This is a genomic window from Azospirillum brasilense, from assembly GCF_022023855.1.
Classification (GTDB): domain Bacteria; phylum Pseudomonadota; class Alphaproteobacteria; order Azospirillales; family Azospirillaceae; genus Azospirillum; species Azospirillum brasilense_F.
In genome coordinates, this window is record NZ_CP059452.1 from 87129 (window position 1) to 112500 (window position 25372).

The following is a 25372-nucleotide window of genomic DNA, read 5'->3' on the forward strand; positions in this document are numbered from 1 at the left end:
GAGGCCGCGCGGAAAACCTCGGCTCGTCAGGCCAGGCGGGTCAGCAGAAGATCCAGCATGCGGTCGCAGGCCGCCAGCTGCTCCTCCGCGATGAACTCGTCCGGCTTGTGGGCCTCGCCGATGCTGCCGGGGCCGCAGACGACGGTGGGAAGCGACAAGCGCTGCTGGAACAGGCCGCCTTCGGTGCCGAAGGAAATCTTGCCCAGGCTGTTGCCGCCGGTGAGCGCCTTGACGAAGGACACCACCTCCGAGTCCCCGTCGGTGTCGAGCGACGGATAGCTGGACAGTTCGGCGACCTCGACGGCGGCGGCGGGAAAGGCGCTTCGTGCGCGCGTTTCGATGGCCGCCGCCTCCGCCCGCACCGCGTCGAGCAGAGGCTCCACCGGGTCCTGCGGCAGGTGGCGGATTTCCATGTCGAGGCGGCAATGGTTGGGCACGATGTTCAGCGCGCTGCCGCCCTGGATGACACCGGCGTGGATGGTGGTCCACGGCACGTCGTAATCGGCGTCGCGCGGGCCTTCGGTCTGCACCTGCTCCTGCAGCCGGCGCAGTCCCGTAAGCATGTCGCAGGCCATATGGATGGCGTTCATCCCCTGCGGCGCCAGGCTGGAATGGCATTCGACCCCGCGGCAGTCGATGCGCAGCGCCGTCTTGCCCTTGTGGGCCGTGACCACCTGCATCAATGTGGGTTCACCGACGATGCAGAAGCGCGGGCGGACCGGCAGGGCCGCCATCATGTCGATCAGGCGGCGCACGCCCAGGCAGCCGACCTCCTCGTCGTAGGACAGCGCGAGATGAAGGGGCTGGCTGAGCGTCCGCCCGGAGGCCCGCTCGGCCAGGGCCATCGCGGCGGCGACGAAGCCCTTCATGTCGGCGGTTCCCCGCCCATAGAGATTCCCGGCCCGGCGGGTCAGGCGGAAGGGGTCGCTGGTCCAGGCCTGCCCATCCACCGGCACCACATCGGTGTGTCCGGACAGCAGGACGCCCGGACGGTCGATCGGGCCGACGCTGGCGAAGAGATTGGCCTTGCGCCCGTCCTCGCTCGGCACCAGCCGCGTGGTGGCGCCGGCCACCTCCAGCCGCTCCTTCGCCCAGAGGATGAGGTCGAGGTTGCTGTCGCGGCTGACCGTGGGAAAGGCCACAAGCCGCTCCAGAATGTCCAGCGTCGCACCCATGGCGGGTATGGTCCTTCTTGGTCTTTCAGCGCGGGCTTTCACAAGCCAGCGCTGCCGTCAGGACGGAGGCGGCCGTCGGCCGGCCTCCTCCGTTCCTCGTCAGGCCGCGCCGCTCACTTGGCGTCGAAGTAGCCGGCCTGGATGGTCTTGCCGATCAGGTTGCAGATGATGCGCCCGGCGGTGATGGCGGTGATGCCGTTCACGTCCTTCTTGGGCGTGATCTCCACGATGTCCATGCCGACCACGCGGCCCTTCTTCACCAGACCGTGGATCAGCGTGCGGATCTGGGGATAGGTCACGCCGCCCGGCGCCGGGCCGTTGACCGCCGGCATTATGGTCGGGTCCATGCCGTCGGCGTCGATGGTCAGGTAGTAGCGCCCGCCGTCGGGAATGCGGTCGAGCACCGCCTTCATGCCGACGTCCTGCAGCTCCACGTCGGGGATCAGCACGGCGCCGTAGGCCTGGGCCGCCTCGACCTCCTCCGGCCGGGCGCTGCCGGCGGAGCGCAGGCCGATCTGGAAGATCTGGCCGACATGGTCCATCTCCGCCGCGCGGCGGATCGGGCTGGAATAGCCGCCGCGGGCGCCGTTCACATGGTCGCGCCAGTCGAGGTGCGCGTCGATGTGCACGAGCGTGATCGGGCCCTGGTCGTCGTAGGCGCGCAGCACCGGGATCGGGATGCCGTGGTCGCCGCCGATGATGATCGGCAGCATGCCCTTGGCGAGCATCGCCCGCACCACCGCCTCGGCGTTGCGGTAATGCAGGTCGAGGTCGCGCGGGTTCGCCTTCACGTCGCCGCAGTCCACGACCTTGATGTCCTTCCCGCCGAGCAGCGGACCGCCGATGTCGAAGTCCCAGCGCTCCAGCTGGCGCAGCGCCCGCTCGGTGTAGCGGCGGACCCAGGTGGGGGCGTTGGTCTGGTCGTTGGTCACCTCGTCGATCGAGTAGGGATCGCCGTAGGGGATGCCGAGGATGCCGATGTGGCCGTCGAGCTGGTCGAGATCCGTGCAGATCGGGAAATCGAGGAAGCTCTGCAGTTCACGGCGCGGCGGGTTGGTCAGGGTGCTGCTCATGGCGGGCGTTCCAGGTTTCTTCTGTGTGATACGGGAAATCAGGCGGCGTCGGGGATCACGGCGATGGCGTCGACCTCGACCACCCACTCCGGCCGCGCCAGGGCGCTGACGACGATGCCGGTAGAGACAGGATGGACGCCCTTCAGCCACTTGCCGATGGTGCGGTAGACCGGCTCGCGGTAGCGCGGGTCGGTGATGTAGACGGTGATCTTGCAGATGTGCTCCATCTTCGCGCCGGCCTCGTCCAGCAGCATCTTGATGTTGCTCATGGCTTGCTCGGTCTGGCCGGCGGCGTCGCCGATGGCCACGCTCTCGCTGGTGTCGAGGTTCTGGCCGATCTGGCCGCGCACGAAGACCATCGCACCGCGGGCCACGACCGTCTGGCAGAGGTCGTTGTCCAGCGCCTGCTCGGGATAGGTCTTCTTGGTGTTGAACTTGCGGATGCGGGTGTGGGTGGTCATGGGTCGGTTCTCTCTTGGGTGAAGGGGTGCGCCGGGCATGAAGAGGGCGTGTCCGGGGAGCCGAAAGGGCTCCCGGCCGTTACGCCGCCCGGAAAGGGTTGCGGATTAGACGGTCAGTGCAGGGCCGCCAGTTCGGGGAAGACCGACGCCCGTTCCGCCAGCTCGGCCAGCGGGATGTGGCAGGCGATGCGGTGGCCGTCGGCCGCCGTCTGCACCGGCGGCGCGCGCTCGTCGCAGATGGCGCCGAGCTTGCGCGGGCAGCGGCCGCGGAACGCGCATCCCCCGCCGCCGGGCGGTGCCGTGGAGTCCTCCAGCAGGATGCGTTCCGGCTCCGTCCCGTCCTCCGCTCCGCCCAGCCGCGGCACCGCCGACAGCAGCGCCTCGGTGTAGGGGTGGTAGGGCGGGCGCAGGACCCGGCCGATCGGTCCCTCCTCGCAGATGGTCCCGCCATAGACGACCAGCACGCGGTCGGCGATGTGCGAGACCACGGCGATGTCGTGGGTGATGAACAGGTAGGACAGTCCCAGCTCGTCCCGCAGATCGGCCAGCAGGTTGAGGATGTTCGCCTGCACCGAGACGTCGAGCGCCGACACCGCCTCGTCGCAGACGACGAATTCCGGGTCGGTGGCCAGGGCGCGGGCGATGTTCACGCGCTGGCGCTCGCCGCCGCTCAGCTCGTGCGGGTAGCGGTCGGCGTAGGCGGCGGGCAGGCCGACGCGGGTCAGCAGCGCCGCGATCATCTCCCGGCGCTCCGCCTCGCCCTGGCGGCCGGCGAGGACGAGCGGGCGCTCCATGGCCGCCCCCACCGTCTTGCGCGGGTTGAGCGAGGCGGCGGAATTCTGGAAGACCAGCTGGGCGCGGCGGCGCAGGTCGCGGTCGCCCTCCTTGGCCTGCTTGACGAAGTCGGCGCCGTCGAACAGAACCGTTCCGGCGGTCGGCTCGATCAGGGCCAGCAGCGAGCGGCCGATCGTGCTCTTGCCGCTGCCGCTCTCGCCGACCACGCCCAACACCTCGCCGCGCTGGATGGTGAAGGAGACGTCGTCGACCGCCACCGTGCCGTCCCGGCGCAGCCATGGCAGGACCGACCGGCGCTCGCCGAAGACCTTGCGCAGCGCATCGACCTGCACCAGCGGGGCGGAGCGGGCCGGCGCCGCCGCCGGCGGCCGGGACGCGGTCGACTCCTCCGGCCACGGGGTGCCGGACAGGGCCTCGGCCTTCCAGCAGCGCACGCTGTTGCCGGCGGCGTCCCCGCGCAGCGCCTGGGGCAGGCGGCGGCAGGTCTCCTCGGCGAACGGGCAGCGGGGCGCGAAGACGCAGGATTCGGAAGCTCCCGACAGCTTGCTGACCGTGCCGGGGATCGAGGACAGGCGGTGCCGGCGGTCCGTGGTGATGCGGGGCAGCGCCGCCACCAGCCCCTTGGTGTAGGGATGGACCGGCCGGGCCAGCACGTCGCGGGTGCGCCCGGTCTCCACGACCTCGCTGCCGTAGAGCACGCAGACCGAATTGCAGATGCGGTTGACGATGCCGAGGTTGTGCGAGACGAACAGGGCGCTCAGATGGTGGCTCTCGCACAGGCCGGCGAGCAGCTCGATGATCCGCGCCTCCACCGTGACGTCGAGCGCCGTCGTCGGCTCGTCGAGGATCAGCAGTTTGGGGTCGCAGCCGAGCGCGGTGGCGATCAGCACGCGCTGCTGCATGCCGCCCGACAGCTGGTGCGGGTAGGACTGCGCGATGCGCCGCGGCTCGCGGATGCCGACCTCGGCCAGCAGCTCCTCCACCCGCGGTGCGGCCTGCCGGGGGGTGAAGCCTTTGTGCTGGACCAGCGGCTCGGCGATCTGCCGCCCGACGGTCAGCGCCGGGTTCAGCGAGGTGAAGGGATCCTGGAAGACCGCGGCGATGCGGTCGCCGCGCAAGCGCCGGCGGTGCGCGGCGGACAGGCGGCGCAGGTCGGTCCCCTCGAACAGGATCTCGCCGCCGTCGATGCGCCCGGCCTCGCCCAGCAGGTCGAGGATGGCCATGGCGACGGTGCTCTTGCCCGAGCCGGACTCGCCGACCAGCCCCATGACCTCGCCCGGCCGGATCGCGAAGCTGACGTCGCTGGCGGCGCGCAGCGTGCCGCGCGGGCTGGCGTAGTTGATGGTGAGGTTGCGCACCTCAAGCAGGGCGCTGGCCGAGGCGGTCGCGGAAGCCGGGGTCGGGTCGGGAGACGCGGCGGCGGAAAGGGGCACGAGAGCGGTCATGGGGTCAGTGTCCTCCCGTGTTGCGGGGGTCCAGCACGGCGCGCAGTCCATCGCCCAGCAGGTTGATGCCGATCACGGTGATGCCCATGGCGATGCCGGGGCACAGCGCGATCCACGGCGCCTGCTCGACGAAGGGCCGGGCCTCGCTGATCATCAGGCCCCAATCGGAGGAGGGCGGCTGTGCGCCCATGCCGATGAAGCTGAGGGCGGCGCCCAACAGGATGGCGAAGACGACGCGCAGGCTGGACTCGACCGCCAGAGGCGGCCAGATGTTCGGCAGGATCTCGTGGAACAGGATGTAGGAGGTGCTTTCGCCGCGCAGCCGGGCTGCGGTGATGAACTCCTCCTGCATCAGCTCCAGGGTGATGGCGCGGGTCAGGCGGACCACCTGCGGCACGTAGACGATGCCGATGGCGACGACCGCCTTCCACAACGCCGGCGGCGTGACGGCCAGGACGAGGATGCCCAGCAGGATGGGCGGGAAGGACATCAGCACGTCCATGCAGCGCATGATGATCTCGTCGGTCCGGCCCCGGCCGTAGCCGGCGACCAGCCCCAGCGGCACGCCGACGAGCAGGCTGATGGCGGTGGCGGCGACGCCCATGACCAGCGAGTTGGTCGTGCCGACGAGGGTGCGGCTGAACACGTCGCGGCCGTACTCGTCGGTGCCGAACCAGAAGTCCGGCCCCGGCGGCTGCAGCCGGCTCATGATGTTCATCTCGTCGTAGGGGTAGGGGGCCAGCCAGGGGCCGGCCACGGCGACCACCAGCAGCGGCGCCAGCAGCGCGATCCCGAGCACGAGCGAGGTTGGCCAGCGCTTCGGCACGGCGTGAGGCGGGGCAGGGCGGGGCGGGGCGGCGGGGGTTTGGCTCGCGGCGGTCATGTCAGGCGTTCCCCATGCCATGGCGGATCTTCGGGTTGACGAACGCGTAGAGCAGGTCGGCCGCCAGGTTCGCCAGGCAGTAGGCCGTCGAGATGATCAGGATGGTCGCCTGGATCAGCGGCAGGTCGTGGCGCTGGATGGCGAACAGCAGCAACCGGCCCATGCCGGGGAAGGAAAAGACCGTCTCGATGACCACGACGCCGCCGAGGATCAGGCCGAAGTCGATGGCGAGCACGGTGATGGTCGGCAGCAGCGCGTTGCGCAGGGCGTGGCGGACGATCACCACCTTCTCCGGCAGGCCCTTGGCGCGGGCGTATTTCACGTAGTTGGTCTGTAGGACGTCGATCATGCTGGAGCGGGTCAGCCGCGCGATGCGGGCGATCAGCATCAGCACCAGCGTGACGACCGGCAGGACCAGATGCGACGCCCAGGGCACGAAGCCGTCGGAAAGCGGCGCGTAGCCGCCGGTCGGAAGCCATTTCAGGTAGCTGCCGAAGACCAGCACCAGGACGATGGCCCAGAAGAAGTCGGGAACGGCGATGCCGAGATAGGACACGCCCGAGACCATCTGGTCGGCCAGACGTCCGCGGCGCACCGCGGCCAGCACGCCGAGGCCGATGCCGATCACCGTCACCACCGCCAGGGCGACCACCGCCAGGACCAGGGACCGGCTCAGCGCCTCCATCAGGATCGGCGCGACCGGCTGCTCCAGCACCAGCGAGCGGCCGAGATCGCCCTGCAGGATGCCGGCGGCCCAGCGGCCGTACTGCACGATCAGGGGCTGGTCGAGCCCGAGCTTGACCGTGATGGCGTCGATCACCTCCTTCGAGGCGAACTGCCCGGCGATCATCGACGCGACGTCGCCCGGCATCGCCTGCGTCACGAGGAAGACGAGGATCGACATGACGACCAGCACCATCGCCAGATAGGCCAGCCGGGTGAGTGTGTAGAGGAGCATGCGGAGAGCTTCCCTTGGCCCGGGGCCGTCGGGAGCGCGGCGGGCGCTCCCGACGCCGTCGACGGCTCTACTGGCCGACCGAAACGTTGCGCAGGTCGAGGAACATCATCGGGTGGGAGGTGAAGCCCTGCACCCGCGCGCTCACGCCGTTGACGTGGTTGATGACGTAGGGGATGACGCCGGGGGCGTCCTGGACGGCCAGCGCCTGGACCTCGCCGTACAGCTTCTTGGCCTCCTCCTCGCTGGACGCCTGACGGGCGCCGTCGAGCAGCTTGTCCATCGCCGGGTTGGCGTAGTTCCACAGCGCGGCGTTCCACGACCCGCGCGAGTGGTACCAGGGGTAGACCGAGGTATCGATCGTCGGGCGGCTGAAGAAGCCGTCGATGTAGAAGCCCGCCTTGCCCTCGATGTCCTTCAGGAAGACGTCGAAGGGGACGCGCTGCACGTTGACGGTGATGCCCGCCGGCTTCAGCAGTTCGCGGACGGCCAGCCCCAGGCGCTCGCGGGTGGCGCGGCCGGCCGGGGTGTAGAGCGTGACCTCGAAGCCGTTGGGATAGCCGGCCTCGGCCAGCATCTTCTTCGCGGCCGCCGGGTCGCCCTTGGCGATCGGCAGGTCCTTGTTGAAGTAGGGATGGCTCGGCGGGATCGGCGAATGGGTCGGCGTGCCGTAGCCGAACAGGGCGATCTGGGTGATGGCCTGCTTGTCCAGCGCCGTCGCCACGGCGCGGCGGACGCGCACGTCGTCGAACGGCTTGGTCGTGCCGTTCATGATCACACCGTCCCAGGTGGAGGTCGGCACGGCTTCGGCCTTCAGGTTCGATGTCGCCTTGACCTTGTCCACCGCCTCCGGCGGCAGGTTCCAGGCGAGGTCCAGCTCACCCGTGGTCAGCGCCGCCACCTGGCTGGCGGTTTCGGGCAGGATGCGGATCACCACCTCGTCCAGCTTGGGCAGGCCGGCCTCGAAATAGGTCGGGTTGCGCTTCACCACCATGCGGTCGCCGGGCGCGAAGGAGACGAACTGGAAGGGGCCGGTGCCGACGGGGTTGGAGGCCAGCGTGTCGAGGGCGTCGCGCGGCACGATGCGGGCCTGACGCTCGCCGAACAGCTCGGCGAAGCCGGAGTAGGGGGACTTCAGCGTGAATTCCACCGTGTGGGAATCCACCGCCTTCATCGACTCCACGATCTCGAAGTTCACACGGGCGGTGGATCCGGTCGCCTTGTCCTGGATGCGGGTGATGGTGGCGAGCACGTCCTCGGCGTCCATCTCCCGGCCGCTGTGGAACTTCACGCCCTTCTTCAGGAAGAAGGTCCAGGTCTTGAGGTCTGCGCTGTGCTCCCAGCGCTCGGCGAGGTCCGGCTTCAGCGTCATGTCGGCGGCGATCGCCGTCAGGCCGTTGAAGAGGAGGTAGGCGGCCACATACTCCTGGCCGCCCTTCATCTTGGCGGGATCGAGAGTGTTCAGGTTCGAATCCACCGCCACCTTGAGCGTGCCGGCGGCGTGCGCGGACAGCGCGGTGCCGGAGAGGAGGAAAGCCGAGAGCACAGCCCGTGCCACCAACCGTTTCACCATGATGAAGCCTCTCTGCTTGCGGGGTCCGTTGTGGACCTTGGTTCCTGTTGCCTCGACGCTCTCACAGACCCGTCATGGGCGGAAAGGCCAAGACCATGCCGCCCGGCGGAGCAAGATATGCTCATAAATTAGGCGAATATGGTGTTGTGGACCATGTGCCTGATTTTCGATCACCGCTGAAGCCCGGAATTTGCTCGTAAAATTCCGTCCGTTGGGCTGACAATCTTGCTCAAAAATTAGGCTGGATTATGGACGTCTCGCCAGCACCATGAATGAATTTTGCAGGGACCATGAATGCAGGCGTATGCTTTCGCCCCGCATGTCAGCCGATCGAGACGTCCAGAAGCCCGTCCAGCCGGGGCAGAGCATCGATATCCAGCAACTTCCGATGGAGCCGCGCCGCTGCCTCCGATCCCATGGCGCGTCCGGCACAGTCATGGAACTTCCCGGCATGCTCCTGCGCCGACAGCGGCCGGGCGACGGTGCCGCGCGCCGAGGCGCAGAAGCGGCGGAACGTATGTCCGGTTGCGGTTTCCACCGTCACAGCGGCGCCTTCCGGGGCCAGCCGCGCCCGTTCGGGATCGGCGTTCCAGCCGGGGTCGGGCCGCATGCTCACACGTTCCATCGCTGCGCGCAGATGCGGGTCGGCCAGCGTCGCTGCGGTCAGGTGATCCAGAGTCAGGTCGCCGTGCAGCATCACGCAGGCCACCGCGAAGGGCAGGCTGAAGCGGGCTTCGCCGGGAGTGGTTGGGCGGTCGTAGGTAAGGTTGGCGGCCACCACGGGCGGCACGACGCAGCGCACCGCCGCGATGTCCGACGGAACCAGCCGGTGCTCCGTCATCAGGTCGCGCACCGCGTCGGCAGCCGCATGCGAGGAGAGGCAGACCGGATAGGCCTTAGTGTCGATGCCTGGGTCGAGCAGGTGCCACCGTCGGCCCAAGGCCGCCAGCGCCATGGGATCGAACCGGCCCTGCGCCACCAGCCGGGCAAAGCCTCGCGGGTCCTCCACCACGCTGTGCGGAACGGCCCCGCCACGCTTGGCCAGACGCGCCGCGCGCAGCCCGTTGGCGGCAGCCTGTGCGGCCAGCAGCGGCTTGGCGCCCGTGCCGAAGCAGGCCCGCATGCCGCCGGCTCCGCAGAGTGCAAAGGCAATGGCGTCGGCGGCCCGGTCGCCGTCCAACCGGAAGGCCTTGGCCGCCGCGGCCGCGGCGCCGACCACGCCGAACAGCGCGGTGGTCCACCAGCCGGCCTCATACACCCCGTTGCCGAGGGCGATGGCCAGCGCGTATTCCGCCTCCGCACCGGCAACCACGGCGGTCAGCAGATCGGCTCCGGTGCCTCCGGCCGCCTCCACCGCGGCCAAGGCGGTCGGCACCACCACGGCCGACCCATGGACGAATCCGGCATAGGAGTTATCGTCGAAATCCAGCGCATGGGCGGCGGTGGTGTTTGCGAAGGCGGCCCCTTCGGCGTTGAGGCGCCCGCCTCCCAGGAGGGTGGACGGGCCGGCGGCATGGATGTCCAGCGCGTCCTCCCGCGCCAAGCGGGCGGTGTCGGTGCCCACTCCGGCCAGAGCCACGCCCAGCGTGTCGATGATGCAGGCGCGGGCCGCCGCGGCGACGTCGTCGGGAATGCCGGCGCGCTCCAGGCCGGCCAGCCAATGGCCGATGAGTCGGGCAGCGGGCTGGGTCGCGGGCTGGCCGGCGGTGATGGAGGGGAGGGGAGGGATGGTCATGATGGGAGGCTCGCAAGGAATGACGACCCCGCGAGGCTGCCCACGACCGTTCCGTCCCGTCACGTCAAGAAATGACTTTCATGGTGGGGATGAACTGCGTTCATAATATGCCGCCACCCGGGTCTCCATCGGGACCTGCCCCACGACCGCCGGAAGACGAAGCCCGCTCGCCCCATGCGCCATCGCGACTTTGACCTCGACGCCCTCGAAGTGTTCGTGACCGTGGCGGAGCTTGGCAACATGACCCGAGCGGCAGGGCAACTGGGCTTGACTCAATCGGCCGTGTCGCATGTGGTGCGTCAACTGGAAACCGCCTTCGCCACGCAGCTGTTCGACCGAAGCATCCGCCCGATGGCGCTGACCGCCGCCGGTCACCGGCTCTGGCATTGGAGCAAGCGCATCCTGAACGACGCCCGCCAACTGCCGGCGGTGATCGGCGGCAAGGATGCGCCCTTCGTGCCGGAGCTGCGGCTCGGTTGCATCGACACGCTGGCCGCCCCGTTCATGCCGCGGCTGCTTCAGCAACTGCGCGACGGCGTGCCCTCCTTCAGCATCGCGGCGGGGCTGAGCCGGCAACTGCGGGAGCAGTTCATGGCGCGGCGCCTGGACGTCATCTTCACCAACGAGTCCTTCGACGACATGGATGAGGTGGACAGCGCCCGGCTGGTCACCGAGCCCTTCGTGCTGCTGGTGCCGCGCAACGCGCCGGAGGTCGCCGACGAGGCCGGGCTGCGCGCGCTTTCACAGGCGTTGCCGCTGATCCGCAACACGGCGGACAGCAGCCTTGGCCGGATGGTGGACCAGCATCTGCGCCGCCTGGGCATGGAGATCCCGCGCAGCTTCGCGTTCGACGCCGTCGACACCATGATGGCCATGGTGGCGGAGGAGATGGGGTGGAGTCTGCTTCCACCGACCGCGCTGGTGAAAAGCCGCCAGCATCTGGGTCGCCTGCGGGTTCTGCCCTTTCCGGCCGCGAGCTTTCGCCGGTCCATCTTCGTGATCGCCCGCAAGGGGGAGCTCGGCGCGCTTCCGGCCCGCATCCACAAGGTCGGCCGCGGCATTCTCACCCAGGGCTACTTCACCGAACTGTTCATCTCCTGGCCCTGGCTGAAGCCCATGATCGGGCGGTGAGAACGGCGTCCGCGGCAACGATGGAGTTGCGCGGACGCCGTTCTTCCTTCGAGCGGTGCCTCAGCCGACGGCGTTGAAGTCGTCCAGCAGGGCGGCGATGCGCCCGCTGTCGCTCTGGTCCATGATGACGCGGGCGCGGCGGGTGGCTTCCTGAAGGTCCAGCTTGCGGATGCGCCGCTTCACCAGGGGGATGGCCGGCGGGACCATCGACAGGTCGCGCACGCCAAGCCCCAACAACAAGGCCGTGTAGCGCGCGTCCCCGGCGATCTCGCCGCAGACCGACACCGGGATGCGGGCGCGCAACGCCGCCTCGATGGTGAACTGGATCAGGCGAAGAACCGCCGGATGCAGCGGGTCGTAGAGCGAGGCGACCTGCTCGTCGCCGCGGTCGATGGCCAGCGTGTACTGGGTCAGGTCGTTGGTGCCGATGGAGAAGAAGTCGGCGGCGTAGGCCAGCGCGTCCGCGGACAGGGCCGCGCCCGGAACCTCCACCATCACCCCCACCGGCGGCAGCGGATCGGCGATGGGGACGCCGCGGCGGCGCAGGCGGCGGGCCACCTGGCCCATCATCTCGCGCACGCGCTGCACCTCGGCGACCGAGCAGATCATCGGCAGCAGGATGCGCAGCGGCCCGTGGACGCCGGCCCGCAGCATGGCGGCGAGCTGCGTCTCCAGCAGCTTCGGCTCGCGCAGGCCCAGCCGGACGGCGCGCAGACCGAGCGCCGGGTTCGCCGGCTCACCGTAGCGGCCGGCCATCCAGCCGGCCAGCTTCTCACCGCCGACATCCATGGTGCGGGCGGTGACGGTGCGCCCGCCCATGCCCTCGATGATGGAGCGCAGGACGGTGTACTGCTCGTCCTCGTCCGGCAACTGGTCGCGGTTCATGAACAGGAACTCGGTGCGCAGCAGCCCGATTCCCTGCGCCCCGTTCTCCAGCGCGTGGTCGAGGTCGCGGGGCAGTTCCAGATTGGCCTGGAGCGTCACCGCGGTGTTGTCGCGCGTGACCGCCGGCAGCTTGCGCAGGCCCTTCAGCTGCTCGCGTTCGCGCTCGCGTTCGGCGCGCCGTTGCCGGTAGTCCTCCAGCACCTCGGGGGTGGGGTCGATGATGACGCGCCCCTGCACCCCGTCCACGATGACCGTGATCCCGTTCTTCAGCCCGGCCAGCAGCCCGCCGACGCCCAGCACAGCCGGAATGCCCAGCGAGCGCGCCATGATCGCCGTGTGCCCTTCCGCCCCGCCGAGCACGGTGGCGAATCCGGCGACGCGGCGCGGGTCGAGCAGGGCGGTGTCCGCCGGGGTCAGCTCCTCGGCCAGAATCACCGCGCCGGGGTTCAGCATGGAGAAGGCCTGATACTCGTGCCGCATCAGGTTGCGGATCAGGCGGCGCCCCACCTCGCGCACGTCGGCGATGCGCCCGGCGAGGTAGCTGTCCTCCATGCTCGCGAAGGTCTGGGCGATGGTGGCGATCTCCGCCTGGACCGCGGCCTCGGCGTTGACCAGCTCCTGCTGGATGCGGCGCTCGACGCCGCGCGTCAGGCGCGAGTTGGTGACCATCGCCAGATGCGCGTCGAGAAGGAAGCCGATCTCCTCCGACGCGGAGCCGGGCAGCGTCAGCGCCTTGGCCTTCAGCTTGCGGATCTGGCGGCGCGCCTTGCCGCAGGCATCGGCGAAGCGCGCGGCCTCGGCCTCCACCTGATCGGCGGCGAGCGTGTATTCGGGAACGCGGACGGCGCCGCTCTCCACCACATGGGCCGGGCCGATGGCAATGCCGGGCGAAACGCCCAGCCCGCGCAACGACCGCCCCTGGCCGGCGGCCGGAACGTCAGTCTTCATCGAACTTGCGGGTGATCAGATCCACGAGAGCGGCCATGGCGTCCTCGGCCTCGCGGCCGTAGGCGTACAGCTCCACCGAGGTGCCGGGGCCGGCGGCCAGCATCATCAGGCCCATGATGGATTCGCCCGAAACCTGCGTCTCGCCGCGCCGCACCTCGATTTCGCAATCGAAGGTGGCGACCAGCTTCACGAACTTCGCCGCCGCGCGGGCGTGCAGGCCGCGCTGGTTGCAGATGGTGACGGTCTGGCAGATTTCGGGGTTTCTCTCCGGAGTCCGCCCGTCAACGCCGGAAGCGCCCTGGGCGGGCGTCTTGTCGTCTGGAACGCTCATCGAGTCACCCGTCCGACAGCAGCGAGGATGCGACGTTGATGTATTTCTGTCCGGCCTCCCGCGCGGCGGTCACGGCGTGGGTCAGCGTTTCCTGGCGGCGGACGCTGGCCAGCTTGATCAGCATCGGCAGGTTCACGCCGGCGATCACTTCGACCTTCGCCTTGTCCATGATGGAGATGGCGAGGTTGGACGGAGTCCCGCCGAACATGTCGGTCAGCACGACGACGCCGGACCCGTCGTCCACGTCGGCCACGGAGTTCAGAATGTCCTGACGGCGCTGCTCCATGTCGTCGTCTGGGCCGATGCACACGGCCCGCACCTGCTGCTGCTCACCCACCACATGCTCCAGCGCGGCGATGAACTCTGCCGCGAGGCGCCCGTGGGTTACCAGAACCATACCGATCATGGGACATCCTTCAATTCTGGAGCCTCCCCCGAAGCCACATTCTTATTGCGGCACTTATGAACGATCCCTTATCCGGACCAATCAGCCCCTTGGGTCAGCCCCTCTGGCCAACCTTCAGCGGTCAGCCGGTGCGCGGGGCCTGCCGGTCCAACTCCCGATGGCTGATCCCGACCTTCAGCCCCAGCCCGCCCAGCCAAGCGGCCAGCCGTTCGGCGACGAACACCGACCGGTGCTTGCCGCCGGTGCAGCCGACCGCGATGGTCAGGTAACTCTTGCCCTCCTGGTTGTAGCGCGGCAGAAGCGGCTGCAACAGTTCCGTCAGATGACGGAAGAAGTCGGCGAAATCCGGATCGCCCTCCACGCGCGCCGCCACGCGGGGGTCCAGGCCGGTGAGCGGGCGCAGATCCGGATCATAATGGGGATTCGTCAGGAAGCGTACGTCGAACACGAGGTCCGCCTCGCGAGGCAACCCCATCCGGAACGAGAAGGAGGTGACGAAGACCTGGAGCGCCGCCTGGCTGTCGATCTGGAAGTTGCCGGCCAGGATGCGGCGCAGGTCGTGGATCGACAATTGCGTGGTGTCGATGGTCACGTCGGCCTGCTGCTTCAGCGGCAGCAGCATGGTGCGTTCCAGCTGGATGCCATCCGGAACCGGGCGGTCGATGGCCAATGGATGGCGGCGGCGCGTCTCGGTGAAGCGGCGCTGCAGCGTCTCGTCCCCGCAGTCGAGGAAGACCAGCCGCACGTCCAACCCGGCATGGGCCTTCAGCGCCTCGACCTCCTCCAGCATGGCGTGGGCGGAGAAGTCGCGGGTGCGGCTGTCGATGACCAGGGCCAGCGGCCGCTTGCGCGGGTCCGCCTGCTCCAGAAGCGCTGGGACCAGCGAGAGGCGCAGGTTGTCCACCGCTTCGTAGCCCAAATCCTCCAGCGCCTTCAAGGCGACGGACATGCCGGCTCCGGACATGCCGGTGACCAGCACGAGTTGACCGTCCGGGCCCATCGGCCGTTCCGTCAGCAGGTTTTCCTGGGAATGGCGGTCGGTCATGGCAGGTTTGGAACCTTTCCCAGCGAGCCGGCACGCGCCGCAGCGGCGGCCAACTTGAGCTTGGCCGGAGCCGAGGCGTCGAAGGGGCAGAGGGCGAGGCGCGGGACGGCCCGGTCGAGAAGATCCGCGGCCTCTTCCATGGGAAGACGCTCCACGGCGTCGCGTGGCACCAGATCGACGACCAGCCCGACCTCCGCCTCCGCGGCGGCGGGCAGGGGCATGATGCCGACGCCCCGCACCTCCAGAAGACCGGCCAGAGCCGCCGGCGCCGTCGCCATCAGCCTGTCCTGGTCGACGCGCAGTTCCACCTGGTCATCGGCAACCAGCAGCGCCCCCGCGTCGATCATCCGCAAGGCCAGATCGGACTTGCCGCTGCCCGACGGCCCCCGCAGCAGCACGCCGACGGGCGTTTCGCCGCGGTCGCCGCCACTCCGTATGCCGCCGCTACCGCCGTTTCCCTGGCCGTCATTCCATGTGCCGACCAGGACGCAGGTGCCGTGAATCGTTACCATGATCCCGCGAAGGTGAGGCGTGCCGCTGGTTCTGTCAATGGGATGCCGAAAATGCATCCTTTTCCCGCCCGATACGCCTCGAATGCGCCGGCGCGACCGCCGTGCTCCGGCCATAACCCGGCTGAGCCACGGTGACCGCCGCGCGAGTTCCGGCCTCAGGCCGGCCGGTCGCAGCCCGCGGTCAAGCCGATGCGCAGGCCGGGCCGGACGGTACGGCGGATGTCCGCCAGTTCGCTGGCCAGCGCGTCGCGCCGGCGGATCATCTCGTCCAGATCGTCCAGCTCCGCTGCCTCCTGGCAGGCCGTGCGGAAATCCTTCTCGCGGGCCAGCCGGGTCAGCAGATGGGTGTAGCTGTCGGCGATGGTCGCCAGATGCCGCTGGGCGCCCTGGAGCGCCTCCGCCAGCTGCGTCCGTTCGTTGGCCGATGCCCGCATCATCCGGGCCAGCTCGCCCTGCTGGACGCTGGCGTCGTTGATGAGGCGGGCCAGCCGATAGCGGCGGAAGTCGATTACCTTGGCCGAAGCCGCGGCGACCTCCTCGATCTGGCGAGGCGCGATCGGCTTGAGGTCGGGCTGGATGTCGGACATGGCCCTCTTCCGGTTGGTGACGTCCGGTTGTCGAAAGGCCAGCCGTCGCAGGCGCGGGAGTGACCGTAATCGAGCATCCGCCGCACCCACGACTTTGTCCATACGTCTTTTCTCAAATTGCAACTATGCCGCATCCGCCATGTGGAAATCCCTCACGGACGGGGCAGGCGCACGGTGAAGACGGCGCCGATCGTCTCCCCATCGCGGCCGAGACGGTTCGCGGCCCGGATGGTGCCGCCGTGGGCCTCGACGATCTGCTTGGAGATCGACAGGCCGAGGCCGGAATGGGTGCCGAACTTCTCGCCTGCCGGCCGCTCGGTGTAGAAGCGTTCGAAGATCGCCTCCTCCTTGCCCTCCGGAATGCCGGGGCCGTCGTCGCTGACCGTCACCTCGACCGCGCCGTCCGGGGTGCGTCGGGTGGCCAGCCGGACCTGCCCGCCGGGCGGCGAGAAGGACAGGGCGTTGGCGATCAGGTTCTGGAAGACCTGGGTCAGGCGCCCCTCCAGCCCCTTCACGGTCAGCGACCCGCCCCGCGGCGGCTCGATGACGACGCTCGGCGCGGCCTCCGCCCCGCCCTCGTCCTCCTCGTCCTCCGCGGTGGTGTGGTGGATGTCGGCGAGCGTGCGGAGCATCGCGCCGATGTCCACCGGTTCCAGAGCGGCGCGGGACAGCTCTGCGTCCAGGCGCGAGGCGTTGGAGATGTCGCTGATCAGCCGGTCCAGCCGCTGCACGTCGTCGGCGATGATCGCCATCAGCTTGTCGCGGCGGGCCGGGTCCTGGATGCGGCTGACCGTCTCCACCGCGCTGCGCAGCGAGGTCAGCGGATTCTTGATCTCGTGGGCGACGTCGGCCGCGAAGCGCTCGATGGCGTCCATGCGCGCCCACAGCGCCGCCGTCATGTCGCGCAGCACACCGGAAAGCTCCCCGATCTCGTCGCCGCGGCGGGTGAAGTCGGGGATCTCGGTGTGGCGCCCGTGGCCGGTGCGCAGCCGGTCGGCGGCCTGCGCCAGCTTGCGGATGGGCCGGGCGATGGTGCCGGCCAGATAGAGCGACATCAGGACCGTGACCAGAAGCGCCACCGCGAAGACGCGCAGAATGTCGGTGCGCACCGACCGGATGGCTTCATCGATCACCGTGCCGCTGCGCGACAGCAGCACCGCCCCCAGCACCTCCTTGTAGCGCTGTACCGGAACGGCGACCGTCAGCAGCAGGTTGGATCGGGCGACCGGCGAGGCCAGCCGCCACACCGTCGCGCTGTTCTCGCCGGCCAGCGCGCGCTCCACGTTGGGCGGCGGGGCCGCCGATTCGGCGGCGTGGCCCGGCGGCTCGCGGTAGAGCGGCAGGTTCTCCCGGCTCGGCACCACGTCGATGAAGCGGGCGTAGAACTCATTGACCGCCCGTGACGCCGGATCCCCGGAGGGCGGCAGCGGCAGCTCCTGGATCTCGATCTTGCCGGGCGAGCCGGTCAGCACGCGGCTGTCTGACAGCAGCCGTCCATCCGGGCCGTAGAGCCGGGTGTGCGTCTCCGTCGCCAGCGCCAGCCGGCGGATCATCTGGCGCCCCAGCTCCGGCGACAGCTCGTAGCTCTCCTGGCCCAGCTCCGGCTCGTCGGCGGCCCGCTGCACGGCGCCCTCGCCGAGCGCGGAGGCGAAGATCCGGGCCTCCGTCTCCAGCGCGTCCAGCTCCGCCTGGACCAGCCGGTCCTGGTAGCGGCCGAGATAGAGCAGGGCGCCGACCAGAAGCAGCAGCGCCAGCACGTTGACGGCGAGAATCCGCAGGGTCAGCGGCGACGGCACGCCGCGCACCCGGCGCCTGGACGCGGCGCGCGGCGTGGTTCCGGGGGGGACGGGGGGAGAGAGAGCGTGGTCCGGCGTGCGGACCTCACTCCCTGTATCGGTAACCGACGCCATAGAGCGTTTCGATCTGCGCAAAGTCGGAATCAATGGCCTTGAACTTCTTGCGGAGCCGCTTGATGTGGCTGTCGATGGTGCGGTCGTCGACATAGACGTTCTCGCCATAGGCGGCGTCCATGAGCTGGTCGCGGCTCTTCACATGGCCGGGGCGCTGGGCCAGCGCCTTCACCAGAAGGAATTCCGTCACCGTCAGGTCGATGGGCTGACCCTTCCAGGTGCAGGAATGGCGGGCGCCGTCCATGACCAGCGGGCCGCGGGTCAGCAGAACGCCGGGTTCCGGCGCGGTCTTGTCGCGGGTCGCCGCCTCACGCCGCAGCAGGGTGCGGATGCGCTCGACGAGCAGGCGCTGCGAGAAGGGCTTCTTGATGTAGTCGTCCGCGCCCATGCGCAGACCCATCAGCTCGTCCACCTCGTCATCCTTGCTGGTCAGGAAGATGACCGGCAGATGGCTGGTCTGGCGCAGGCGCTGCAGCAGCTCCATCCCGTCCATGCGCGGCATCTTGATGTCCAGCACGGCGAGGTCCGGCGGGCGCTGGGTCAGGCCGCGCAGCGCTTCGGCGCCGTCGGTGTAGGTGCGCACCTCGAACCCCTCCGCTTCCAGCGCCATGGCAACGGAGGTCAGGATGTTCCGGTCGTCATCCACCAAGGCTACGGTGTGAGACATGTCGTTCGCGTTCCCAATCACACACCCCGTTTTCGGCAACCGCCGGTGCCGGCGGCCAACTGAAGCGGATGGCCGGCCCGTTGATGTCGCTTACTACGGAAGAATGGTTTCGTCTTATTTCGAAATGCGGGCTTTCCCAATGCTCCACGACGACCTGCAGGCGGCGCAAAGGCATGAAAAGCCAACTTTTCGCTTTTCCCAACCTATTTGTCTGGGCCAATATGGCACCAATGCGGCGCCGGGGAAACGGTGCTGCGCGGGAGAACGCATTCGTTTCAGGGCATGACTTCCGAAGAGTCCCCCATCCGTCCGACCCCAACGGGGCCGGGCGCCGCGGCGTCATCGGACGTCGGCGGCCGAACGGGAGGCGCCGCAAGGCGCCTGATGCGTGGTGCCGGTCTGGCGGCGCTGTCCACCGCCTTGCGCGGGGATGGTGCCCAGCGCGATGACCGGCTGAATGGCGATAGCGGCTGGCCCTATCCTTCGCTGGTCCAAGTGGCCTTCGACCTGGACGGCACACCCCTTCTCCTTCTTTCCACCCTTGCCGACCACACGAAGAACATCGCGCGGGACCCGCGCGTCGGCCTGCTGTTCGACGGAACGGCTGGGCTGGCGGAGCCGCTGTCCGGGCCGCGGCTGTCCGTTCTCGGGCGGGCCGAGCGCTCGGAGGAGCCGCGCCACCGCGCCCGCTTCCTGGCGCGCCATCCCGGTGCGGGTCTCTACGCCGGCTTCGCCGATTTCAGCGTTTACGCCGTGTCGGCGGAGCGCGCCCATCTGGTGGCCGGATTCGGCCGGGTTCGGTGGCTCGACCGCGCCGAGTTGATGTTGCCCGCCGTTCCCATGGCGCTGGCCGAGGCTGAGAAGGCCATCCTGAGCCATATGAACGCCGACCACGCCGACGCCTTGCGGCTGTACGCCACGGTTCTGGCCCGGCGGTCCGCCGACGGCGCCGAGCCGTGGGTGATGACCGGCATCGACCCCGACGGTTGCGATCTGCGCCGCAGCGGCGAAATGGCGCGGGTTGATTTCGATCACAGCGTGGAAAACCCCGAAGACGCTAGGGTCACTCTCGCCGGCCTCGCCCGGCAGGCTCGCCGGAGCGCACCCGGCGCGGCCGACGGCTCAGTGGATTCGGATGATCGTGACGGCTAACCACGACGCCGCGGCAAGCGGCGCGCAAAAAGAGCGCAACCAGGAGAAAACGTCAGTGGACCATAACGGACCAACCCGTTGCCGTTTTGGGTTTGTGGCCCTCGGGCCACCCCTCTCTTGCCAATCAGGACATCGGGCGCGCCCGGGGGGCGCGTCGGGATGACCGCCGTACGGCCTGCGGGCCGGGCTGCGGTGGTTTGAGCCGGCGGTAAGACACCGCCACCGAACGAGGACGGCTTCGATAAGGGCCGAAAAGGCCAGCCGTCCGGACCTCCGGGCACCGGACCCCGAATCCCAAGGGGGCGGCGAACCCGGAGACGAGTTGAGAGGCAAAGGATGACCGGAACAACGCGCACGCGGAACAAGAAGCTCCTGGCTTGGGTCGAGGAGATCGCGAACAAGTGCAAGCCCGAGCGGGTGCACTGGTGTGACGGATCGCAGGAGGAATACGACCGCCTGTGCGCCGAGATGGTGGAATCGGGCACCTTCATCAAGCTGAACGAGGCCAAGCGCCCGAACTCCTACCTCTGCCGCTCCGATCCGGGCGACGTCGCCCGCGTCGAGGACCGGACCTACATCTGCTCCGAGCGCAAGGAGGATGCCGGCCCGACCAACAACTGGGTCGACCCGGCGGAGATGAAGGCGAAGCTGGACGGCCTGTTCGAAGGCTGCATGCGGGGCCGCACCATGTATGTGGTGCCCTTCAGCATGGGGCCGCTGGGCTCGGACATCGCCCACATCGGCGTGCAGATCTCCGACAGCCCCTATGTCGCGGTGAACATGCGCATGATGACCCGCATGGGTCAGAAGGTGCTGGACATCCTGGGCGACGGCGACTTCGTGCCCTGCCTGCACTCCATCGGCGCGCCGCTGGAGCCCGGCCAGCCGGACGTGGCGTGGCCGTGCAACGCCGATCACAAGTACATCGTCCACTTCCCGGCCGATCACTCGATCGTCTCCTTCGGCTCGGGCTACGGCGGCAACGCTCTGCTCGGCAAGAAGTGCTTCGCGCTGCGCATCGCCTCCTCGATGGGCCGTGAGCAGGGCTGGTTGGCCGAGCACATGCTGATCCTCGGCGTGGAAAGCCCGGAGGGCGAGAAGACCTACGTCGCCGCCGCCTTCCCGTCGGCCTGCGGCAAGACCAACTTCGCCATGCTGGTTCCACCGGCCGAGTTCGAAGGCTGGAAGGTCCGCACCATCGGTGACGACATCGCCTGGGTGAAGCCGCAGCCGGACGGCACGCTGCGCGCCATCAACCCGGAGGCCGGCTTCTTCGGCGTCGCGCCCGGCACCAGCATCAAGTCGAACCCGAACGCGCTGAAGACCCTGAACGCCAACGTCATCTTCACCAACGTCGCGCTGACCGACGACGGCGACGTGTGGTGGGAGGGTCTTACCGAGGAGGCGCCGGCCCACCTCATCGACTGGCAGGGCAACGATTGGACCCCGGCGTCGGGCCGTCCGGCCGCGCACCCGAACTCGCGCTTCACCGCCCCGGCGGCGCAGTGCCCGTCGATCGATCCGGCCTGGGAAGACCCGGCGGGCGTTCCGATCTCCGCCTTCATCTTCGGCGGCCGCCTGTCCAAGACCTTCCCGCTGGTGTTCGAGGCCTACAACTGGCGCGAGGGCGTCTACTGGGCGGCGACCATGGGCTCGGAGGCGACGGCCGCCGCCGTGGGCCAGGCCGCCATCCGCCGCGACCCCTTCGCCATGCTGCCCTTCTGCGGCTACAACATGGCCGACTACTGGAACCATTGGCTGGCGATGGAAGGCAAGGTGGAGAACCTGCCGCGCATCTACCGAGTCAACTGGTTCCGCAAGGACGAGAACGGCAAGTTCGTCTGGCCGGGCTTCGGCGACAACATGCGCGTCCTGCGTTGGATCGTCGACCGCGTCCGCGGCCGTGCGGTGGATGCGGCGGAGAGCCCGTTCGGCTACATGCCGCGCTACCAGGACCTGAACTGGGCCGGTCTGGACTTCGCCGAGGACAAGTTCCGGAAGATCATGGACATCGACCGGAAGGAAGCCGAGGCCGAGGCCAAGGATCAGGAGGAGCTGTTCAACCGCTTCGGCAGCCATCTGCCGGACGAGATCGAGCAGCAGCGCGTGGCGCTTCTCAAGCGGCTGGAGGAGGCTCCGGACACTTGGCGGATCGGCTGATCGGGCCGGCGCCGGGTCGTCCGAGCGTGTAAAGAGGGACCGCCCGCAGGCGGTCCCTTTTCTTTTGCGCATGTGGCTGCGGCGAGGGTGCTTTTCGGGTACTCCTTTCGTGACACAATCCGTTGTCACGGCTAGGATCGCGTCAGACGCCGGGAGATTTACAAAAACTCAAGGGATTGCTGCGTCACTGGGCCGGCAGAACGCAAGCACGCCCGCTTGGCCGGCTTTCCGCGGAGCGGAGCGGTCAAGACACGGAAAATGACGCTGGAGGACGGAAGACATGTTCGTGATGATCGGCTTCGGCGTCGTGGTGTTCAGCGTCTTCGGGGGCTACGTCCTGGGCGGCGGCCACCTGGGCGTGCTGTGGATGCCCTTCGAGTTCATGATCATCCTGGGCTCCGCCGCCGGCGCGTTTTTGATCGGCAATCCCAAAGCGGTGGTCACCCACACCGGCAAGGAACTCGGCCACCTTTTCAAAGGGCCAAAATACAAAAAGGATGACTTCCTCGAACTTCTCACCATGATGTATCAGGTCTTCAAGATCGCCAAGACCAAGGGGCTGCTTGCGCTCGAACAGCACATCGAGAAACCCGAGGACTCACCACTCTTCCAGCAGTTTCCAAAATTCTACGGCGACCACCACGCCATATCCTTCCTCTGCACCTATCTTCGCCTGATGTCGCTCGGGGCCGACAACCCGCATGAATTGGTCGACCTGATGGACGAGGACATCGAGACCATGCACCACGAGCACCAGCGGATCGCCGACGCCATCCAGGCGGTCGCCGACGCCGTGCCGGCGCTGGGCATTGTCGCGGCGGTGCTGGGCGTGATCCACACCATGGGATCGATCACGGAGCCGCCGGAGGTCCTCGGCAAGCTGATCGGCGGCGCGCTGGTCGGCACCTTCACCGGCATTCTCGTCGCCTATGGCTTCCTGGCGCCGATCGCCAGCGGCCTCAAGAACATCTATCACGCCGAAGGGAAATACTATCAGGCGATGAAGATCGGCCTGATCGCTCATCTGTCCGGCTACGCTCCGGCCATCTCCGTCGAATACTCGCGAAACGTGCTGGAGCCCGAATACCGGCCGAGCTTCGCCCAGTTGGAAGAGGCCACCTCGGCCCTACCGCCCGCCTGACGCCGGATCATCCTCCATGCCAACCTCGTCCGAAGGCGCCGTCACCATCCTGTGGAACGAGGGAACGGTGGGGGAGTGGGCCTCGCTCTTCGCCCGCGTTCCCCGCTCCACCCTGCCGCAGTGCTTCGCCTATGCCGGCGCCATGGGGCGCACCCATGGCTTCGTGCCGCGGCTCGGCGTGATACAGCGGGACGGCACGCCCATCGGGATGGTGCAGCTCCTGGAGCGGCGCATGCTTCGCCTGTTCCACCAGCGCCAGATCCACCGCGGCCCGTTGTGGCTCGACGGGGTGGAGCCGGATCCAGCGACCCAGGAGGCGGTTTTCCGCCTGCTGCGCCGAGCCTGCCCCGACAACCCGCTTAGCCGGGCCAGCCTGCTTCCTGAACTGGCCGCCGGCCCGGAGGCGGAGGCGATGCTGCGCCGTTGCGGCTTCCGCCCCTTGGGTCCCGGTTACCGCACGGTGTGGCTCGACCTCTCCCGCGGCGAGGAGGATTTGCGCGCGGCGATGGCCCGCGACTGGCGCCAGCGGTTGAAGGGGGCGGAGAAGGCCGGTCTGGTCATCGATCTGGACTGGGAGGCCAAGAACTTGCCTTGGCTGATGAAGCAGGAGCATGAGCAGGCCCTGACCAAGCAATTCCGCCCGATGACCGGAGCGCTGGCCGTGCGCATCCGCAACGCGCTGCTGAAAGGTGGAGGGAAGGGCGACGGGGTGCTGATGGTCGCCGCCCTGGAAGGTCGCCCGAACAGCACCGTTCCGGCGGCGAGCGCGCTCTTCTACATCCATGGCGGCTCGGCCACCTACCAGATCGGCTGGTCCAGCGAGTCGGGGCGCAAGAGCGGCGCGATGCGACTGGTCCTGTGGCGGGCGGCGCTGGCGCTCAAGGGGCGCGGCGTGGGTTGGCTCGACCTTGGCGGCATCAACCCGGACAGCGCGCCAGGCGTCACGGAATTCAAATTGGGGACCGGCGGCCAAGCGGTGGAGAGCGTCGGCCTGTTTCGCTGACGCCGGCTTCGAATTAGCGAGGGCCGTTGCAACACGGCGCCGACTGTCTCATCCTGATTGCAAGCGGAGGGAGCACGCCATGGCCGACAACGATATGAAACCGGAAGAGGCGCAACTGGCCATCGCCAAGGCGGCCCAGATGAAGCCGCAGGTTCAGGCCATGCGCGACCGCCTCCGCAAGATGGCGGACGACGAAGAGAAGGGCGTCCAGATTCTCGCCAGCGCCATCCGCCGCCTCCTTCACCAGGAATAGAAGGCGTCGGGAACGCGCTGGAACGGTTTCAGCAGGTGGTGGCCTTGGTGCACCCCTTATCCTCATGCGACCCTGGGGTGCGGGCGAGCTGGAGGCCGCTGCGCGCTTGCTCGAAGGTCTTGTCCAGCGACCGCACCGTCTGCTCGAAGGCTTGCATCTCACGGCCTTCCAGCTTGTCGCCGGTGGGAAGGTCGATGCTCTTCGGGTTGATCTGCTGGCCGCTCTTCAGCACCTCGTAATGCAGGTGCGGGCCGGTGGATCGTCCGGTGGTGCCGACGTAGCCGATGACGTCGCCCTGGTCGACGCGGGCGCCGCGGCGCGTGCTCTTGGCGATCCGGCTCAGATGGGCGTAGGCCGTGGCGATCTGTGTGTTGTGGCGGATGCGGATGTAATTGCCGTAGGCACCGTTCGGCCCGACCTCTTCGACCACGCCGCCGCCCGCGGCGTAGATCGGGGTGCCGGTCGGCGCGCCGAAATCCATGCCCTTGTGCATCTTGCTGAAGCCCAGGATCGGGTGATGCCGCATGCCGAAGCCCGAGGTGATCCGCGCGCCGTCGATCGGTGTTCGCAGCAGCGCGCGGCGGATGCTCTCGCCGTCGCGGTTGTAGTAGTCGATCCGCCCGTCCCGGCTCTTGTGCCGGTAGATCGGGTACTCCTTGCCGCTCAGCACCAGCGCGGCGTAGAGCACGTCGCCTTCGCCGGCGCTCTTGCCATCCGCGGTGACCAGCCGCTCATAAAGGACCTCGAATTGATCGCCCGGCTGAAGGTCGCGCTGGAAGTCCACGTCATAGGAATAGTCGCGGATCAGCGCCATCATCACCGACACCGGCACGCCGGCGGCGTTGCCCGCTTCGAACAGGCTCGACCGGATCACCGTCTGCGCAGCGACCGGCTGGCGGGTGACCGCCTTCTCCGATTCGCTCGACGTGAAGTCGGTGTCACCCTTGCGGGACACGGAGACGGAGCGCACCACGTCCGGCAGGAATTCCAGCCCCACGAATCGTTTGGTCCCGCCGCGGCGTGGCTCGAACAGGATGGTGACCTGTTGGCCAACCTGCAGCTTGCGCGGGTCATAAACCTTGCGCAGCGCCGCGATGGCGTTGGTCGCCTCGTCCGCCGGGACGTCGGCCCCGGTCAGCATGTCCA

Annotated in this window: 23 protein-coding genes (1 of these 23 running past the window's edge); 6 read left to right on the plus strand and 17 right to left on the minus strand. The window is 68.6% G+C overall.

Annotated features, from left to right (window positions below):
* Nucleotides 1–26: 26 nt before the first annotated feature.
* The 8 genes from argE to H1Q64_RS27055 form a co-directional block, all read right to left on the minus strand.
* Complete coding sequence (gene argE, locus H1Q64_RS27020; protein ID WP_237907523.1) at nt 27–1175, minus strand: acetylornithine deacetylase; 1149 nt, start codon at nt 1173–1175, stop codon at nt 27–29.
* Between the two features lie 113 nt (nt 1176–1288).
* Entirely contained in the window at nt 1289–2248 is a 960-nt protein-coding gene (locus H1Q64_RS27025) for an agmatinase (RefSeq protein WP_014199764.1), read from the minus strand.
* Nucleotides 2249–2286: 38 nt separating this feature from the next.
* Nucleotides 2287–2709, minus strand: a complete 423-nt coding sequence (locus tag H1Q64_RS27030; protein WP_094303833.1) for a RidA family protein — start codon at nt 2707–2709, stop codon at nt 2287–2289.
* A 113-nt stretch (nt 2710–2822) separates the two neighbouring features.
* The gene (locus tag H1Q64_RS27035; protein ID WP_237907524.1) at nt 2823–4949 is read right to left on the minus strand and encodes an ABC transporter ATP-binding protein; all 2127 of its coding nucleotides are present in this window, start codon (nt 4947–4949) and stop codon (nt 2823–2825) included.
* 4 nt (nt 4950–4953) lie between these two features.
* On the minus strand, nt 4954–5832 hold the full coding sequence (locus H1Q64_RS27040; protein ID WP_237907525.1) for an ABC transporter permease: 879 nt from the start codon (nt 5830–5832) through the stop codon (nt 4954–4956).
* A gap of 1 nt (nt 5833) precedes the next feature.
* The gene (locus H1Q64_RS27045) at nt 5834–6790 is read right to left on the minus strand and encodes an ABC transporter permease (protein ID WP_200487320.1); all 957 of its coding nucleotides are present in this window, start codon (nt 6788–6790) and stop codon (nt 5834–5836) included.
* A gap of 67 nt (nt 6791–6857) precedes the next feature.
* On the minus strand, nt 6858–8360 hold the full coding sequence (locus tag H1Q64_RS27050) for an ABC transporter substrate-binding protein (protein WP_237907526.1): 1503 nt from the start codon (nt 8358–8360) through the stop codon (nt 6858–6860).
* Between the two features lie 322 nt (nt 8361–8682).
* Nucleotides 8683–10095 carry an MmgE/PrpD family protein gene (locus tag H1Q64_RS27055; protein WP_237907527.1) on the minus strand — a complete coding sequence of 471 codons (1413 nt, stop codon included), beginning with the start codon at nt 10093–10095 and terminating at the stop codon, nt 8683–8685.
* Between the two features lie 174 nt (nt 10096–10269).
* On the opposite strand from H1Q64_RS27055, the gene H1Q64_RS27060 reads away from it, so the two are divergent.
* Complete coding sequence (locus H1Q64_RS27060) at nt 10270–11226, plus strand: LysR family transcriptional regulator (RefSeq protein WP_237907528.1); 957 nt, start codon at nt 10270–10272, stop codon at nt 11224–11226.
* 60 nt (nt 11227–11286) lie between these two features.
* On the opposite strand, the gene ptsP is transcribed toward H1Q64_RS27060, so the two are convergent.
* The 8 genes from ptsP to H1Q64_RS27100 all read right to left on the minus strand — a co-directional run bounded on the left by ptsP (nt 11287) and on the right by H1Q64_RS27100 (nt 18517).
* On the minus strand, nt 11287–13059 hold the full coding sequence (gene ptsP / locus H1Q64_RS27065; RefSeq protein ID WP_237907529.1) for a phosphoenolpyruvate--protein phosphotransferase: 1773 nt from the start codon (nt 13057–13059) through the stop codon (nt 11287–11289).
* Complete coding sequence (locus H1Q64_RS27070; protein WP_145629264.1) at nt 13049–13390, minus strand: HPr family phosphocarrier protein; 342 nt, start codon at nt 13388–13390, stop codon at nt 13049–13051. The genes ptsP and H1Q64_RS27070 overlap by 11 nt, the downstream gene beginning before the upstream one ends.
* A 4-nt stretch (nt 13391–13394) precedes the next feature.
* Nucleotides 13395–13796, minus strand: a complete 402-nt coding sequence (locus H1Q64_RS27075) for a PTS sugar transporter subunit IIA (RefSeq protein ID WP_114860323.1) — start codon at nt 13794–13796, stop codon at nt 13395–13397.
* A gap of 121 nt (nt 13797–13917) precedes the next feature.
* Nucleotides 13918–14841: an RNase adapter RapZ gene (gene rapZ, locus H1Q64_RS27080; protein WP_237907530.1), complete on the minus strand. Its 924-nt coding sequence runs from the start codon at nt 14839–14841 to the stop codon at nt 13918–13920.
* Nucleotides 14838–15353: an HPr kinase/phosphorylase gene (locus tag H1Q64_RS27085; RefSeq protein ID WP_237907531.1), complete on the minus strand. Its 516-nt coding sequence runs from the start codon at nt 15351–15353 to the stop codon at nt 14838–14840. Before H1Q64_RS27085 ends, rapZ begins: the two co-directional genes overlap by 4 nt.
* A gap of 155 nt (nt 15354–15508) precedes the next feature.
* Nucleotides 15509–15940, minus strand: a complete 432-nt coding sequence (locus H1Q64_RS27090) for a hypothetical protein (protein WP_237907532.1) — start codon at nt 15938–15940, stop codon at nt 15509–15511.
* Nucleotides 15941–16092: 152 nt separating this feature from the next.
* Nucleotides 16093–17850 carry a stimulus-sensing domain-containing protein gene (locus tag H1Q64_RS27095; protein WP_237907533.1) on the minus strand — a complete coding sequence of 586 codons (1758 nt, stop codon included), beginning with the start codon at nt 17848–17850 and terminating at the stop codon, nt 16093–16095.
* Nucleotides 17822–18517 (minus strand): response regulator transcription factor, encoded by a 696-nt coding sequence (locus H1Q64_RS27100; protein ID WP_149167534.1) that lies wholly within the window; start codon nt 18515–18517, stop codon nt 17822–17824. Before H1Q64_RS27100 ends, H1Q64_RS27095 begins: the two co-directional genes overlap by 29 nt.
* A 384-nt stretch (nt 18518–18901) precedes the next feature.
* On the opposite strand from H1Q64_RS27100, the gene H1Q64_RS27105 reads away from it, so the two are divergent.
* The 5 genes from H1Q64_RS27105 (at nt 18902) to H1Q64_RS27125 (ending at nt 24226) form a co-directional block, all read left to right on the plus strand.
* Nucleotides 18902–19669 carry a HugZ family protein gene (locus H1Q64_RS27105; RefSeq protein ID WP_237907534.1) on the plus strand — a complete coding sequence of 256 codons (768 nt, stop codon included), beginning with the start codon at nt 18902–18904 and terminating at the stop codon, nt 19667–19669.
* A 336-nt stretch (nt 19670–20005) separates the two neighbouring features.
* Nucleotides 20006–21829, plus strand: a complete 1824-nt coding sequence (locus tag H1Q64_RS27110) for a phosphoenolpyruvate carboxykinase (GTP) (protein WP_237907535.1) — start codon at nt 20006–20008, stop codon at nt 21827–21829.
* A 280-nt stretch (nt 21830–22109) separates the two neighbouring features.
* Complete coding sequence (motA, locus tag H1Q64_RS27115) at nt 22110–22970, plus strand: flagellar motor stator protein MotA (RefSeq protein ID WP_035682389.1); 861 nt, start codon at nt 22110–22112, stop codon at nt 22968–22970.
* Between the two features lie 16 nt (nt 22971–22986).
* Entirely contained in the window at nt 22987–23973 is a 987-nt protein-coding gene (locus H1Q64_RS27120; protein ID WP_237907536.1) for a lipid II:glycine glycyltransferase FemX, read from the plus strand.
* A 79-nt stretch (nt 23974–24052) separates the two neighbouring features.
* Nucleotides 24053–24226, plus strand: a complete 174-nt coding sequence (locus H1Q64_RS27125) for a hypothetical protein (protein WP_237907537.1) — start codon at nt 24053–24055, stop codon at nt 24224–24226.
* Nucleotides 24227–24254: 28 nt separating this feature from the next.
* Here H1Q64_RS27125 and H1Q64_RS27130 read toward each other — a convergent pair whose 3' ends face one another.
* On the minus strand, nt 24255–25372 hold the 3' portion of the coding sequence (locus H1Q64_RS27130) for a peptidoglycan DD-metalloendopeptidase family protein (RefSeq protein WP_237907538.1). The gene runs 232 nt beyond the window's last position; only the last 1118 of its 1350 coding nucleotides appear in the window; the start codon falls outside the window, past its right edge — the gene reads right to left on this strand; it ends in the stop codon at nt 24255–24257.